We start from the raw sequence: 15,245 nt of genomic DNA on the forward strand, positions 1-15,245 counted from the left end.
CTGCCTCCTATCCCATGCGTTCCGAGGCGTAGGAGCCCGGCGACGGCGGGAAGACCACCGTCTTGTTTCCATTCAGGAAGACCCGGCCATTCACATGGGCATGGATGGCCCGCGCAAAGACCTGCGCTTCGACATCGCGCCCAAGCGACACGTAATCCTCTGGGGATTGCGCGTGCGTGACACGGATTGTGTCCTGTTCGATGATCGGTCCTTCGTCGAGATCGGCGGTGACATAATGCGACGTCGCACCAATCAGTTTCACACCCTTTTCGAAAGCCTGCTTGTAGGGGTTGGCCCCCTTGAACGATGGCAAGAACGAGTGGTGGATGTTAATGATCCGCCCGGACATCTTTTCACACATGGCGTTGGACAGGATCTGCATATAGCGGGCGAGCACGATCAGTTCCGCGCCGGTGTCTTCGACAACCTGCATGATCCGTGCCTCGGCTTCGGGTTTGTTTTCTTTGGTGACCTTGATGCAGTGGAACGGGATGTCGTGGTTCACCACGACCTTTTGATAGTCCATGTGGTTCGAGATCACGGCCACGATGTCGATCGGCAGCGCCCCTATCCGCCAGCGATACAGCAAGTCGTTCAGGCAATGACCGAAACGAGACACCATGATGACGACCTTGCGCTTCGTCGTTTCGTCAAAGAACTCGGCATCCATGTCAAAGCTTTCGCGAACGTGCGCGAAAGCATCGGTCAGGTCATCGAGGCCCCTGCCCTCTTCCGACTGGAAGCTGACGCGCATGAAGAAGGATCCCGTTTCGGCATCATCGAATTGCGCGCTGTCGGTGATGTTGCATCCCTGTTCCGCCAGAAAGGTCGAGATCGCCGAGACGATCCCGCGGCGGGATTTGCAATGAACACGGAGAGCAAACCTGGTCATGCGGATCTCAAGACCTCCGAAACCTTGACAACACGTCCTTCGGCTACTGATTTCAGCGATGCATCGGCCAGGGCCAATGCCATCATGCCGTCATGGCCGGTGGTCGGAGTCAGCCCACCGTTCGTCACCGCATCGACGAAAGCAGCGATTTCGTTGGCGTAGGCGTTCACGTATCGCGACATGAAAAAGTTTAGAAGCGGGGGCCGGACATAGCCCGTGCCATCGGCAATCTCGATATTTGCCTCGCGGTGGTTTTCCGCAGAGACAGAGCCTTTCGATCCCAGAACTTCAATGCGCTGGTCATAACCATAGGTCGCACGGCGCGTGTTGGTGATGGTACACTGTTTGCCGCTTGCGGTTGTAAGGATGACGTTGACGCTGTCGTAATCGCCGAGCTCGCCGATCTTCTCATCGGTCAGGACCGAAGCCGCGGCCTGCACAGACTCGACCTCCTCGCCCAAGAGCCAGCGTGCAACGTCGAAATCGTGAATCGTCATGTCGCGGAAGATCCCGCCGGAGACCTTGATGTAGTCGTACGGCGGCGGGCCCGGGTCGCGGCTCGTCAGGGTGATCATTTCAACTTCGCCGATGCGGCCGTCGTCAATGGCCCGTTTCAACGTCATGAAGTCGGGGTCGAAGCGGCGCTGGAAACCGACCATCAGGGTCGCATTCTCTGCCCTGACGGTCTCAAGGCACTCTATCACGCGGTCGAGGCTCAGATCGACGGGCTTCTCGCAGAAAACCGCCTTCCCCGCTTTCGAAAACTGCTCAATAAGATCGGCATGCGTGTTGGTCGGCGTACAGATCAGGACCGCATCCACATCGTCGCTGGCTGCGATCTGGTCGATAGAACGGATGTCGCAACCATAGGCATCGGACAATTGTTTTGCGGTCTCGGCCATGGGATCGGAAATCGCGATCAACTGCGCGTTCTGTGTCGACGACACCGCCCGCGCGTGTACTTGGCCGATGCGACCGGCCCCCAGAATTGCGATACGAAGGGTCATTTATTGTCTCCTTGGCAAGCAGTCACCGCAGCGGGGCGAACCGGCCTTTTGATTTCAACGATTTGGCCCGTGGTTGCACTGACCCGGGCGGCTTCCAGAACCGCCACTGTGTGGATTGTATCTGATGGAAGGACTGGTGGTGTTCCGCCGTGCATCACAGCGCTTGCGAATGCTTCATAAAAGTCTGTGTACCGTGACGGTACAGACGGCACACGGCGCGCCTTGCCATCCGTGTAGAGCGTCCCCCAGGCGTCTTCAGGCTCGGCTCCCCAGTCGGGGCGGCCCCCAACGGGCAGGTCGCCGCTCAGGACCGCAGCGACCTGTGCATCGCCACCCTTAACCACGAACGCGCCAGACTCTCCATAGGCGCGGAGCTCGCGCGCGTGCAAATGGTTCGCTTTGCTGGCTTCGATGTGACTGCTGGCACCGCTCGCGTGAAGCAAGTTTACCACGAAACCGACATCGGTTTTGCCGCCTGGAACGTCGCCCTGTTCGGTCTGCGCGAAGACCGAGGTCGCCGGTCCCAAGAGCCACAACATCTGGTCAACGATGTGGCTTCCGAGATCTCCGAGAAGACCGCCTTCAGGACCCGGCAGCAAGCCGTCGAGTGATGGGAAATCCATCCGGTTGTGAACCCGTTGCACTCGGCCCAGATCGCCGTTCTGGATCACTGCGGCAAGCGTTCGCAGATCGGAATCCCAGCGGCGATTTTGAAACGCGCTGATGACAACACGCTGCGCTTCTGCTGCACGAACCATCCTTTCGGCGTCGGAAGCGTGAAAGGCGAAGGGCTTGTCTGCGACGACATGCAGACCCGCCTTGATCGCCTCGAGGACCAGCGAAACCCGCGTTGTGGGAGGTGTCGTGATTGTAACTGCATCGACCACTTTCGCAGCGATCATGTCCGAAAGGCTAGCGAACACGGGAACATCGGGAAAGTCGGCCCGGACGTTGGCCACCGTTTCAGGTGACCGGGCCACGACACCGGCCAGATCAACGCCGTTGGCGGCCTTGATGAAAGGCGCGTGAAAGCGACGACCGCCAAAGCCGAAACCTACAAGACCGAGTTTCATCGTTTGCTCACCAAAAGACCGTCCCGCATCTCAAATGCACTCTCAACTGGCTGCCTGCTTTGATTTCAGGCCGCGTCTTCGTAGCCGGCCTGCGTCTTGGCGCCCGTGATATACGCGACAACGTCTTCGCCGTTGGTTTCCTCCTTCTTGAGGTCGGCGCAAATTCGGCCACGCCGAAAAACCACGATGCGGTCCACAAGGTCCATGACTTGGCGCATGTTGTGGCTGACGAGGATCAGCGGTTCACCTGCTTCCTTTAGCGTACGGATGATGTTTTCAACCTGTGCCGTCTCCTGAACGCCAAGCGCCGCGGTCGGCTCGTCCATGATCGTCAGTTTGGAATGGAACGTCGCGGTCCGTGCAATCGCCACACATTGCCGCTGGCCGCCCGACATCCGCTCGATCGAGCCCCGTATGTTAGGAATCTTGACCCCGGTTTTTTCCAACGCGTCGAGCGTACGCTGGCGCATTGCTTTGTAGTCAAGGATCGAGAATGGCCCGAGTTTCCACTTGATGATCTCGCGCCCCAGGAAGAGGTTGTCAGGAACATCAAGCTGATCGGCCAGGGCCAAGGTCTGAAAGACCGTCTCGATTCCGGCGTTGCGAGCTTCGAGAGGGCCGGCAAAGTGCACAGGCTTACCGTCGAAGATGATCTCGCCGCGGGTCCGCTCCTCCACCCCCGTAATCTGGCGCACAAAGGTCGATTTACCGGCGCCGTTGTCGCCCATGATCGCGACGTGTTCGCCTTTGCGAAGGGTGAAGTTGGCGCCCTCCAGCGCATGCACGCCGCCGTAGTGTTTGGTCAAATCCTTTGTTTCGAGTATGATTTCGCCCAAAGGGGCTGAGGAATGCGGTGCCTCCTGCCCAGAGATATTGGTCTGCATATCACTTGCCATGTTGTACTCCTCCCTCAAGTTCGCGCCGCAGCGCGCCGTTGACGATATTGGTCAAGGACCACGGCACCGATGATGATCGCGCCCATCGCCATCAACTGATAGAAGGCGTCGAGCTTGATATAGGTGAATCCGGACTGGATCACGCCGAATACCATGGCACCAAGCACGGTCCCAATGATGGAACCGCGGCCACCTGTCAGGCTGACGCCGCCGATCACCGCCATGGCGATGGCATAGAGCTCATAGAATTGCCCCATCCCTGCTTGGGCGGTCAGGTTCTTCGAGCTGAGAACGATGGCCGCAAATGCCGCGAGCATTGATGCGATCATGTAGACCATGACCTTGTGCCGGCGCACATTGATACCTGACATCCGCGCGGCCTCTTCATTGGAGCCTATGGCATAGGTGTGCTTGCCATAGACTGTATAGCGCATGATGAGGTGCAACAGGATCGCCAGACCGATGAACCAGACCACGGGCATCATGCCCGTGCCTATCCAGGCATAGCCCTCGGTCGGAAAGGACACAGGCTGGCCCTTGGTCCACCACTGAGAAATACCGCGACAAACGAGAAACATGCCAAGCGTCGCGATGAATGGTGGGATGCGAGCGAATGCGATGAAGAAACCGTTGATCGCGCCGATCATAGCCCCGAAGACCAATCCGACGATCAGGGGGACCAGAACCGGCAAATCAAATGACCAGGCGCCGAAAACGGCCTTTGGGTTCGGATTTCCGTTGACCAGTTCGGTCTGAGCAAATGACATCACAATCATAGCCGCTGCCCCGACAAGTGGGCCAGAGGACAGGTCGATCCCGCCCGAGATAATAACCTGAGTTACGCCAAGCGAGATGATCCCGATAATGGACACTTGAAGGATGATGATCTTGATCCGGGCCATGTTTAGGATGGTCCCATCGCGCGCGTCGTTAAAGTCGAACAACATGCTCTGATTGTTCATATAGGGCAGGATTTGCCCCAGTGCCTCAAACAAGAGGATGATCAGGATCAGGGCCAGAAAAACGTTGAATTCATTCGGCCAGGATCGCTTCGACTTGTCGAAGGTCAACCCGCCGATACCATGTGAAGTCTGGTCAGCCATTCCTGTCTCCTCCCAAGAAGTTGCCTCTCTTTTTTTTGGGGAGCGGCACGGACCGCGCCGCTTCCTTTGATTGGTTCATCCTACAAGAAGATCAGTTCTGGTTAAGGTAGCCGTCGATATTCGCGGGCGTCACCAGCTCGAAGGGGATGTAGACCTTTTGTGCGACCTCTTCGCCGTTGGCGAGCGCGATGGCCGCGTTGAGCGCGCCTGAACCCTGGCCAGAAGCGTTTTGGAACACGGTGACATCAAGATCACCGGCCTGCATGGCTGCAAGAGCGTCCTGGGTTGCGTCAACGCCGCCCACAACAATCACATCCATATCAAGACCGGCGGCCTTCATCGCCTGGATCGCACCGATCGCCATCTCATCGTTGTTGGCTATCACCGCATCAAACTCTTCGCCCGACGACAGCCAGTTGGTCATCAGGTTCGTCGCCTGTTCACGCGACCAGTTCGCAGTCTGGCGATCGATGATCTCGATGAAATTGCACATGTCCATGCCGATGACATCGTCAACGTCTTTCGTCCGCTGGACCGCTGCCTGATTGGAGAGTTCCCCCATCATCAGATATGCACGAGCCCCATCGCCCTTACCTTGGGCGCGCAGAATCTTGCAGATCTCGAAAGTTTCCAGCGTTCCGGATTCGATCTCGTTAGATGCAACGAAGGCTTGGTTGTCAGGCAGAGAATCGACGTTGATCGGCTGACGGTTCACGTAGACCAGCGGGACACCGGCCGCTTCGGCGGCGGCGGTCATCGCCTCGGTCGCCGAGGTGTCGACCGGGTTCACGATGATTGCGTCAACGCCAGATGCGATGAAGTTGTTGATCTGATCGAGCTGACGCGCCACATCGTTCTGCGCATCTTCGATCTGAACGTCGACGCCATCCATGCCATCGGCCATTTCCTGGATGCCGTTGCGCAGGACAGTCAGAAAGTTGTCATCGAACAGCGCCATGGAAACGCCGACGTCCTGTGCCCAGGCACCGGTCGTCATCATCATCGCGGCGGCACTCGCCATCAAAGTCTTCTTCATTTGGGTTCCTCCCTTTGCTGGTGTCCGGCACACCATTTCTTTTGCCGGATGCCCTGTACTAGGGCAGTTGCTCCCCCTATCAAGCGGCGTGCGCTTGAAGCTGCGAGGATATGAAATCGAATGAGCGCTTGATCTCCAGGAAGGGATCCTCCAACGCATGTGTTTCTGGTGAAAAGCACTCGTAGGAGATCGGCCCGTCATAGCCGGCCGCGATCAGCGCAGCGATCTGCTCGACATTACCGAGGCGGTCGCGCGCATCGATCAGTACACGGTGCTCGTCTTCCATCTGTGCCAAGGTCAGTTTCGGATCGACCACCGCCGAAATATGGATGATGCCCGTCATCTCCGGATAAATCGGGCCACCATCCGCCAATGTGTGGTGAAAGGTGTCGTGGACGATCTTGAAGTGGTCCTGTCCGCCGATCGAGGCGATCGTCTCAACCAGTTCCGTTTTTGAGCGCAATGACGAGCGCTGAAATCCGAGAGGTTCGACAAGAGCCGTTATCTCCGCGTCTTGCAGCAGCGGAAGCACGCCCTTGAGCGCGACCCTGAGGTTCGCCTGCCGTTCACCGTTCCCAAGCGCGGTGCCGTCGTTGCGGGGAATGAGGCTGATGGTCTCTGCTCCAGCGGCCTTGGCCGTGGCGAGCAGCGACTTGACCGCGTCCTCGCGGTCTGGCGTCCAATCGTTGAACGGATAGACTTGGCTCAGTCCGACAAGCCGGAGTCCTTTGTCCGACGCAATGCGCCCAGCTTCTTCCGGGCTAAGGTCATCGAACAAGGTGCGAGCAATGTCGTTTCGGACTTCGACACCGACGCAGCCGAGTTTTGCAGCCAGTTCGAGAAAGGACACGTAGCCGAGATTCGGTACGGTCATGTGGTTCAACGCTGTTTGCATGTCGCCCCCCCGTCAACCGGAACCTCCCTCCGGCGATCAGGATTACGATTGCGCCGAATTGCAGTGTCGGTCAATCAAACGGGAAGCATTTCGCGTCATTCATGACGTGCTCAGACTTTGCAGAATGACGTTTTTGCGTCATCAAACGATTTCTGGGAGATGTAGAAGCGGGTCGAGAAAGTATTGCCCTGATACACCGTCATCAGCTTGGCCACTGGCGGCAATCATCATATCAACGAGATCCCTGCAGAGCTCTGGAAGCGGCGTCGCGATGGCCATGATGGCATAGCCGTCTACCAGTGCCGCACGGCTTTCTGCCGTCAACTCGTTCACGATCAGTGCGACCTGCGGCTCGGCGTGCCGCTCGCGCAGCGCCGCAATCGCTCCCTCCATACCTCCTCCGGCCACATAGATGCCCTTCAAGTCAGGATGCCGGTCGAGAAGATCAAGAGTTGCCTCGTAAGTTAGCTGCCTGGTTTCGAGGTTCACAAGCGTGTCCAGAACCGAAAACCCTGGTGCTGCCTCCCGAACGAAGGACCGAAAGCCGACTTCGCGGAGATCATGCCCATGCCAACGGTTTCCGCCCACGAAGATCGCGAGCTTGCCGGGCTTGTGAACGGTCCTTGTGATTAGCCACGCTGCCAGTCGCCCGACCTTCATGTTGTTCAGACCAACGTAATTCTTCCGAATGCCCTGAGCGAAATCGTTGAGAAGTGAGAAGACCGGCACGTTCTTGTCTTTCAGATCCTGAACGATCCGATCGAGTTTCTGGTCGTTCACCGCCGAACCGGCAATCGCATCGCAGGTCTGACCTAGCTCTGTCAGGATATCTGCAAATTCGGCTGGAGACTGCGATGACGAGAACCGAACGATCGCTTTGGCGTGAACATCCGACCGCGCCGCGACCGCCTCCTCGATTTCATGCGCAAAATTGCGATAGAATTCCTGGGTCGGCTTCAGGAGCACGAAGCCGAGTTTGAGTTCCGGAATTGTTTGATTGAGCCGATCCCGGAACGTGCCCATACCGTGATAGCCTACACGCCGGGCCGCCTCGGCGATTTTTCTCAGCGTTTCCGGTCTGACGGTAGCGCGCCCGTTAATCGCCCTGTCAACCGTCGTCACGCTGACACCCGCCTCGTAAGCGACATCCTTGATCGTTGCCCTGTTCGCCACGCGAGGCCCTCATATGACGGATTTTCGTCATTGAGACTATTCCGCAGCATGCAAAGTGGCAACCTGATCAGATCTTGGGTCTCCCATCTACACGTCCGCCAGAAGCACCGGCCGACCCGTCTTGGCGGATAGCGTCGCTGCCTCGGCGATCGCAAGTACCGCAACGCCATCGTCCAGAGATACCGGGAGGGTAGTCCCATTGTTGATGGCATCAACAATGGCAGCCCACTCCGCCGCATGGGCGGGCATATAGCGCTCAAGGAAGAAGTAGGTGGGCTTTGCCCCAGTCACCCCAGCCGTGGTGGATTTCACAACCGTGTTCTCCAGCGTATTCTGTGCTTGTAGAAGACCTTCGGACCCGAGAAGTTCAACTCGCTGGTCGTAGCCATAAACGGCACGCCGCGAGTTCTTGATGACGCAGATGCGTCCGTCCGCATAAGTCATGGTCACATCGGCTGTATCGACGTCACCCGCCGCCCCGATTTCGGGGTCCACGCTAGAAGATCCAGCGGCCATGATGCTCATGGGCGCTTCCCCCATGATGAAGTTGGCCATATCGAAATCATGGATCATCATGTCCCGGAACAGCCCTCCAGAGACCTTGATGTAAGCCACGGGCGGCGGGGCGGGGTCGAATGAGGTGATCGACAACAGTTCGGCCTTGCCGATCTCGCCAGCGTCCAGTGCTGTCTTGAGTGCGCTGAAGTTCGGATCGAAGCGTCGGTTGAACCCAATCATCACCGGCAGGCCGTAGACTGCGATGTTGGTCTTACAGGAGCGGGCGCGTTCGAGGCTGAGGTCCACCGGCTTCTCGCAGAGCACGGCCTTGCCCGCAGCAGTTGCCGCCTCGATCAGCTCGGAATGGGTATCGGTTGAAGTGGCGATCAGCACCGCGTCAATCTGGGGATCAGCGATGATCTCTTCGGTTGTCCGCGCTGTACACCCATACTGGGCTGCGAGCTTCTCGGCATTGGCTGCAATATGATCCGAAATCGCCACGAGCCTGCTGTCTGTGTGGCCCGAGATGGCCGTGGCGTGGACGCCCGCGATACGCCCCGCGCCGAGTAGTCCGACTTTTTAACATGTCTTTCCTGCCTGTCAGATTCAGATGGATCGGTCCTCGGCGGCGCTCTGCCGCGCGGCGTCTAGAATGGCTAGAGTGCGTGCACCGGTCTCTGCCGTCACAGGGGGCGGGGTACCGGCCATCACGGCGGCGGCGAAAGCGGAGTAGTAATCGTGATAGCGACCTTGCTCTGACGGGACGCGCTCTGCGCCTTGCGACGTGCGCAGCGTGCCCCAGTTCGACTCGGGCTCGTAGCCCCAGGTCGCCAGATCATCGGCGGGCCGCTTGCCAGCAAAGATGTGCTGCGCCTGAACGTCGGTGGTCTTGGAGACATAGCTGCCCTTGTCACCAATCACGCGCAATTCGCGGTCGTCGATGTAGTTCAGCTTGCATGCAGACAGATGGCTGTGCGCGCCACTTTCATGCCGAAGTGTCAGGGTGAAGCTCACGTCTGTTGGGCCTTCAGGGAAATCGAAGGTATCCAGTTGCGCATCCACTGCTGCCACAGGACCGAGTAGATAGACCATCTGGTCGACGACTTGGCTGCCGAGAGGTGCGCAACGCCGTCATGCACAGTCAGAAACCGCATGACCGCTTCCTCCGCTCTGCGGTCATCTAAAAAGGTGGAACAACGCGGGTGCGGCCAATGTCCGCTAAGCGGGCTGCAAACGCAGCAATCTGTCACCCAGGCGAGTGACCGCTTTGGGCCGTCCTCTCGAACGGCCCTTCAGTCTAGATTTCAATAGCTTCCGCAATCGCCAAGGCATCTTCAAGTTCGACGCCCAAGTACCGGACTGTGCTGTCCATCTTGGTGTGTCCAAGGAGAAGCTGAACGGCACGAAGATTGCCCGTCTTCTTGTAAATCTGCGTCACCTTCGTCCGCCTCATCGAATGCGTGCCATATGCGCTGGCTTCTAGGCCAATTGATGTGACCCAGTCCCGGACAATGCGGGCATATTGGCGGGTGGAAATGTGAAGGCGTTCGTGAAACCGGCCCGGCCAAAGATACTCGGACCCAACCATGAGCTCGTCTTCCATCCACTTTTCGACCGAAGCGCGCGTACCTTCTGATATCTCAAATCGAACGGGCTTCTGTGTTTTGCTTTGAAGCACCGATGCCCGTTCTTTGATCTGACCAGACGCCATGACATCGACAACTTTCATCCTCACTAGGTCACATCCACGCAGTTTGCTGTCGATCGCCATGTTGAACAACGCGAGGTCTCGATGGTTCTCCGCCAGTTCAAGTCTGACGCGGATCGCCCAGACGTGTTTTGGTTTCAGTGGTCGTTTCTGGCCAACGATACGTCCCTTGTTCCATGCGGGTCTTAGCGCGCGAATGGCTGGTAGGTTTGGTGTTTCCATGACTGATCCTCCGATCCGCCATGCCCTCCACAACGACAACCCGACGTTGACAAGGCAACATATCACAGAATTGCTGCACTGCCTCTGAGGTCGGCTTCGAGCCCTTTATGACCAATGCTGCAATTTGCACAAATGTCAGCTTTTCGCGGACAGTAAGGAAAAGCGGCCCCAACGAACATTTATGATGGGGTGCTGAATGCACAGAGTTCAGTCGACACAGCGTGTGTGACATTCACGGAGAAATTTGGCACGCTAGCTTGAATTGAAGACTGCGGGGGAAGGTCGTGAAGATAGATGGATCATGCCATTGTGGTGCAATCACCTTCGAGGCGGAGCTTGATCCGTCATCGGTTGGGATATGTCATTGTGCGGATTGTCAGGCCTTGTCCGCTTCGGCATTTCGTACGCTGGCCATTGTGCGAAGTGATAGTTTTGACCTTTTGACGGGTACGCCGAAACATTACGTAAAGGTGGGGGATAGTGGCAATCCGCGTGTTCAGGCCTTCTGCCCCGATTGCGGCTCCGGCCTCTATTCCTGCGGCGTTGAAGATAAACCTGCCGCTTATAACCTTCGGGCCGGAACGATAAGGCAACGCGCTGAACTAGCTCCGAGTTTCGAATGCTGGACGCGTTCCAGACTACAATGGGTCACGGAAATCCCCGGTGCTAGACAGTTTGAGGGTAATCCTAATGCTTGAGTTTGATGCGGAGATTACCCGGATATTGAACAATGCTTATGAAGGTGCCGACCTGACCCGCCGACGGCAGGCATCCTTTGACGCGCTCAAGCCTAGCCCGGGTGATACGATCATTGATATCGGGTGCGGCAACGGCTTGCTGACCGCCGAGTTGGCCAGGGCCGTTGGGCCGACAGGCAAGATCATTGGCGTCGATCCCAGCAAGGACATGCTGAAGGCTGGGCAAGACCGCTGCAAGGGCCACGCGAACGTGGAGTTTGCAGAGGGTTTGGCGAATAACCTCCCGGTTTCAGACGGTGCCGCCGACAAGGCCGTATCAGTTCAGGTTTTCGAGTACATAAACGACGTGGACAGCGCGCTGGACGATGCGATTCGATGCTTGAAGCCGGGCGGGCGGCTGGTGATCAGCGACCTGCACTTTGGCAGCTTCATCTGGTATTCCGATTATCCCGAGCGCATGTCCAAGTTAGTATCCGCTTGGGACAAACATTTCGTCAGCGGCACGCTGCCCGAACGGCTTCCTGGTATCCTCAAGGCCAAAGGGCACGAAGTTGATGCAGTTACACCCGTTACCCTGACTGATCACGAACTCAAGCCCGACGGCATTGCCATCATGATGATGCATCTCATGAAGCAATACGCGATTGCCAATGCGCATGTAGACGAGGCGGAGGCGCAGGCTTGGTTCGATGAACAGCAGGCGCTGTCGGATGAGGGGCGCTTTTTCTTCTCGCTTGCGCAATTTGTCGTGGTTGCAAGGAAATCAGCATAATCTCTTGCTTGGAGATTGGTTGTCCCCGAACCAAAGCCGACATTGGTTTGAGATCACTCAACGGCAGTTCTGTCCGCGATCTGTGAGTCCGAACATCGTTGGATTTTGCGCACGCAGCGAATGTCGGGTCTGACGGGCCGCGCCGCAGCATCAGATGTGACTGCCGAGTGACCGCTTTGGGCCGGCCTTGCCCACCCACCAAAAAGCGGCCCGCCTAGAACTCCAGCAAATTTCAGTATCGTCGGCCACGACTTGTCGCAGCACGAAACGCCAAACCCACTTCTATCGTGCAATCCCGTCTGCAAGATGATCAGGTTCCTGTCCGTGCGAGATATACGGCGTGGGAAATCGCTTTTGCCGCCGCGCTACGGAATTCATCCTGTAAAGCATCTGCATTTTTTCGCGCACTGGACCTGATGCCGACATCTCTAACCAAAGCTTTTGACGGGGATTTCGGCAAGAGCCCAAGACCATTCAGGACAGGAAGATAGAGTTGCTCTTCAACATGAGGGAGCCGCCCCGGGAAAGGTGCGAAGTCCTGCGGGACAAGTGGCGCTGACTGCCATTTTTTCAATTTGGCATTCTGCTGCGCAGCGATGCCGGAGTGGGTCATGTCGCGCCAGAAGCCGGTATCCGTCCGACCGCCAGCGTAGTGCATGTTGATGAAATCGGCAAAGTCATCGACCTGCCGTGCGACCTGTCCATTGTAGGTCTGGCGGGCGGCGTCAGTGAGGTTTCCCCGTGGATCAACCAGGCCGCTGCCGATCAGCAAAATAAGCTGCACGAGGGTTCCGTGGATCGATGTGGCCTCGAGCGGTTCTAGAAAGCTTTGCGCAAGGCCGAGCGCACAGCAGTTTCCGATCCAGGCCTCTTCCAATCGACCGGGATCGATGTTGATGATGCGGCGCACGTCAACTGTCATTCCGAGATGCTTCTCGATCTCGGACTGCGCATCCTCTGCGCTGATATGCGCGTCCGAGAAAACATATCCGCACCCCATCCGGTCCTGAACCGGAATGCCCCACATCCAGCCGGAACCCATGGCCTGCGCGAGAGTGAAATTCGGGATCCTTGCGGGGTCCGCATGGTCGAGCCAGAAGGGCATGGCCTTGTTCAGTGGGAGCATGTCGCCGTAGGACCGCCAACGTGAACCGACCTCACTGATAATGGCCCGCCGAAAGCCGGTGCAATCAATCACAAAGTCGACTTCAATCGCGTCCCTGTCCACACAGACCAGACCGGTGATGTCTCCTGTCTCGCCGTCAATCTCAACGCCGTCCACCTCCGTCAGGATATGGTGGATATCGGTTGCCTTGCCCGACAGAAAACGCCCGAGGCGCGCCTGATCGAAATGATACGCGTGGTGGTAAGGGGACAACGGCACGGTGTCATCTTTATCCATCGCGAGGCCCGATTTGCCCTGTCGCATCAGCATCGTAAAAAGGTGCAGATCGGCGACGGGCTTGCCTGCTGCAAGGCGTGCGTGATGAAGCCAGTTCGATGGAATCGACGGCGGCGCGGGACGTAGCGCATTGGGGTCATCAATCGGACCCCAGTAATTCTTGCCGTCCTTGCGCCAGCCCGCGTGTTTGATACCAAATTTCAGCGTCGCGCCGGTGTCTCGGATAAATTCCGCCTCATCCAGCTCAAGGTCCAGAAGGACTTGCCGGAAGATCGCTGTCGACCCCTCACCGACTCCGACTGTCGGTATGTTCGGGCTTTCGACAACCGAGATGCGGATCGCGCGCTTATCTGGCGCGGCCTTGCGCAGCATGAGGGCGGCAAGCCACCCGGCTGTGCCGCCCCCAACCACCGCGATGTGCCGCTGCTTTTGGGTCACTCGGCGGCCTGCAACTCGGTTTTTCGCGCCCAAGTGGGCAGCCAGTTTCCGTGTGCGACGCGAAGATCGTCGACCAGCGACCAGATTTGATCGAGATCGAGTTCTGCCGCCGTGTGCGGATCCATCATTGCGGCGTGATAGATATACTGCGGATCCTCGGTGATGAGCGCCTCGACCACCAGCCCCTGAACAGAGACGTTCGACTGCATGATCGCGGCAAGTTGTGGTGGCAACGTACCGAAATGCGTTGGCTGGACGCCATTGCTGTCCACAAGGCAGGCAACCTCGACCGCACACCCCTCGGGCAGGTTCTCGATCAATCCGTGATTAGCAACATTGCCGTGGATGACGGAAGGCGCCCCGGTCCAGATCGAATTGACGATCTCGGATGCGTATTCGTGACTTTCATTCAACGTCATCTTGTGTTCCGACTTCAGCCGTTCACGCTCTTCCTCCCAGTTTGCCACCTGCTCTACACATCGCTTGGGGTATTCATCGAGCGGTATCTGGAAGCGGTCGATGATATCCTGACGACCATCCTTGATAAACCACGGCACGTATTCCGCGAAATGCTCAGAGCTTTCGGTGACAAAGTAGCCGAGCTTGCTCATCAGTTCGTAGCGCACAAGGTTTGGGCACCGCATGTTGTGTTGGTTGGGTTTCGGCGCGGTGCCCGCGGCATAGGCCTCGTGCAGGGCCGGATAGAGCGACCGACGTGTGCCATCCGCCTGCTGTTGTTCCAGCTTGGTAAAGAATGCGATGTGATTGATGCCGGCACATTCGTAGCGCACATCGCGATGGTCGATGTCCAGATCGTGGCTCAGTTCCTTGATGGTGCCCTGCACGGAATGGCATAGGCCGACCTGTTTGATCTGCGGATATTTCCGCGTGATCGCCCAGGTGTTGATGGCCATCGGGTTCACGTATTGCAGCATCCAGGCGTCGGGGCAGACCTCCAGCATGTCTTCACATATGGACCACAAGTGTGGCACCGTGCGCAGGCCCCGCATGATCCCGCCAATACCAAGAGTATCGGCGATTGTCTGACGCAGCCCGTAGGTTTTCGGAACCTCGAAATCGGTGACGGTACAGGGCTCATATCCGCCAATCTGGAAGGCAACGATCACGAAATCGGCCTCGGTCAGTGCTTCTTTCTGGTTTGTATGTGCCGTAATGCGCGCCTTGCATCCGATGGATTCGACCATGCGTGCTGCGATGCTAAATCCTTCTTCCAGACGTTTTTCATCGATATCCATCAAGGCGACATGCGAATCCCGCAATGCCGGGCGCTGCAGGATGTCACCGACGATATTGCGCATGAAGACGGCCGAACCTGCGCCGATAAATGCGATCTTTGGTGATGGTGCCATGCTCAAATCCTTCCTTGCCATGCAGTGGCTGAGTTAATTGCGGAATTCATGCCATGCGTCCG

Annotated in this window: 13 protein-coding genes and 2 pseudogenes; 2 read left to right on the forward strand and 13 right to left on the reverse strand. The window is 57.5% G+C overall.

Annotated features, from left to right (window positions below; genetic code table 11):
* Positions 1-7: 7 nt before the first annotated feature.
* From purU to ACP15P_RS15745, 11 genes and pseudogenes are all read right to left on the reverse strand, one after another.
* On the reverse strand, positions 8-892 hold the full coding sequence (purU, locus tag ACP15P_RS15695) for a formyltetrahydrofolate deformylase (RefSeq protein WP_424929405.1): 885 nt from the start codon (positions 890-892) through the stop codon (positions 8-10).
* Positions 889-1,899, reverse strand: coding sequence for an inositol 2-dehydrogenase (gene iolG, locus ACP15P_RS15700; protein ID WP_424929406.1), 1,011 nt, complete (start codon positions 1,897-1,899; stop codon positions 889-891). The genes purU and iolG (ACP15P_RS15700) overlap by 4 nt, the downstream gene beginning before the upstream one ends.
* Positions 1,896-2,972, reverse strand: coding sequence for a Gfo/Idh/MocA family protein (locus ACP15P_RS15705; protein WP_424929407.1), 1,077 nt, complete (start codon positions 2,970-2,972; stop codon positions 1,896-1,898). Before ACP15P_RS15705 ends, iolG (ACP15P_RS15700) begins: the two co-directional genes overlap by 4 nt.
* 65 nt (positions 2,973-3,037) lie before the next feature.
* The gene (locus tag ACP15P_RS15710) at positions 3,038-3,856 is read right to left on the reverse strand and encodes an ATP-binding cassette domain-containing protein (RefSeq protein ID WP_424929408.1); all 819 of its coding nucleotides are present in this window, start codon (positions 3,854-3,856) and stop codon (positions 3,038-3,040) included.
* Between the two features lie 26 nt (positions 3,857-3,882).
* Positions 3,883-4,971 carry an ABC transporter permease gene (locus ACP15P_RS15715; protein WP_424929409.1) on the reverse strand — a complete coding sequence of 363 codons (1,089 nt, stop codon included), beginning with the start codon at positions 4,969-4,971 and terminating at the stop codon, positions 3,883-3,885.
* A gap of 91 nt (positions 4,972-5,062) precedes the next feature.
* Positions 5,063-6,007, reverse strand: a complete 945-nt coding sequence (locus ACP15P_RS15720) for a sugar ABC transporter substrate-binding protein (protein WP_424929410.1) — start codon at positions 6,005-6,007, stop codon at positions 5,063-5,065.
* 79 nt (positions 6,008-6,086) lie between these two features.
* A complete protein-coding gene (locus ACP15P_RS15725; RefSeq protein ID WP_424929411.1) occupies positions 6,087-6,902 on the reverse strand; it encodes a TIM barrel protein in 816 nt (271 codons plus the stop codon).
* 141 nt (positions 6,903-7,043) lie between these two features.
* Positions 7,044-8,075, reverse strand: coding sequence for a LacI family DNA-binding transcriptional regulator (locus ACP15P_RS15730; RefSeq protein ID WP_424929412.1), 1,032 nt, complete (start codon positions 8,073-8,075; stop codon positions 7,044-7,046).
* A gap of 87 nt (positions 8,076-8,162) precedes the next feature.
* Positions 8,163-9,152 (reverse strand): annotated as a pseudogene (gene iolG / locus ACP15P_RS15735) (inositol 2-dehydrogenase); the annotation flags it as partial.
* Positions 9,153-9,179: 27 nt separating this feature from the next.
* A pseudogene (locus tag ACP15P_RS15740) lies at positions 9,180-9,677 on the reverse strand (Gfo/Idh/MocA family oxidoreductase); the annotation flags it as partial.
* Positions 9,678-9,870: 193 nt separating this feature from the next.
* A complete protein-coding gene (locus tag ACP15P_RS15745) occupies positions 9,871-10,503 on the reverse strand; it encodes a tyrosine-type recombinase/integrase (RefSeq protein WP_072776096.1) in 633 nt (210 codons plus the stop codon).
* Positions 10,504-10,787: 284 nt separating this feature from the next.
* Here ACP15P_RS15745 and ACP15P_RS15750 point away from each other — a divergent pair, with 284 nt between their 5' ends.
* Positions 10,788-11,201 carry a GFA family protein gene (locus ACP15P_RS15750; protein ID WP_424929413.1) on the forward strand — a complete coding sequence of 138 codons (414 nt, stop codon included), beginning with the start codon at positions 10,788-10,790 and terminating at the stop codon, positions 11,199-11,201.
* The gene (locus ACP15P_RS15755; protein WP_424929414.1) at positions 11,194-11,973 is read left to right on the forward strand and encodes a methyltransferase domain-containing protein; all 780 of its coding nucleotides are present in this window, start codon (positions 11,194-11,196) and stop codon (positions 11,971-11,973) included. The genes ACP15P_RS15750 and ACP15P_RS15755 overlap by 8 nt, the downstream gene beginning before the upstream one ends.
* 310 nt (positions 11,974-12,283) lie before the next feature.
* Here ACP15P_RS15755 and ACP15P_RS15760 read toward each other — a convergent pair whose 3' ends face one another.
* Together ACP15P_RS15760 and melA are read right to left on the reverse strand one after the other, a co-directional pair.
* Positions 12,284-13,813, reverse strand: a complete 1,530-nt coding sequence (locus ACP15P_RS15760; protein WP_424929415.1) for a tryptophan 7-halogenase — start codon at positions 13,811-13,813, stop codon at positions 12,284-12,286.
* Positions 13,810-15,183 carry an alpha-glucosidase/alpha-galactosidase gene (melA, locus tag ACP15P_RS15765; RefSeq protein ID WP_424929416.1) on the reverse strand — a complete coding sequence of 458 codons (1,374 nt, stop codon included), beginning with the start codon at positions 15,181-15,183 and terminating at the stop codon, positions 13,810-13,812. Before melA ends, ACP15P_RS15760 begins: the two co-directional genes overlap by 4 nt.
* Positions 15,184-15,245 lie beyond the last annotated feature (62 nt).

This window comes from Amaricoccus tamworthensis, assembly GCF_049800875.1.
Lineage (GTDB): Bacteria > Pseudomonadota > Alphaproteobacteria > Rhodobacterales > Rhodobacteraceae > Amaricoccus > Amaricoccus tamworthensis.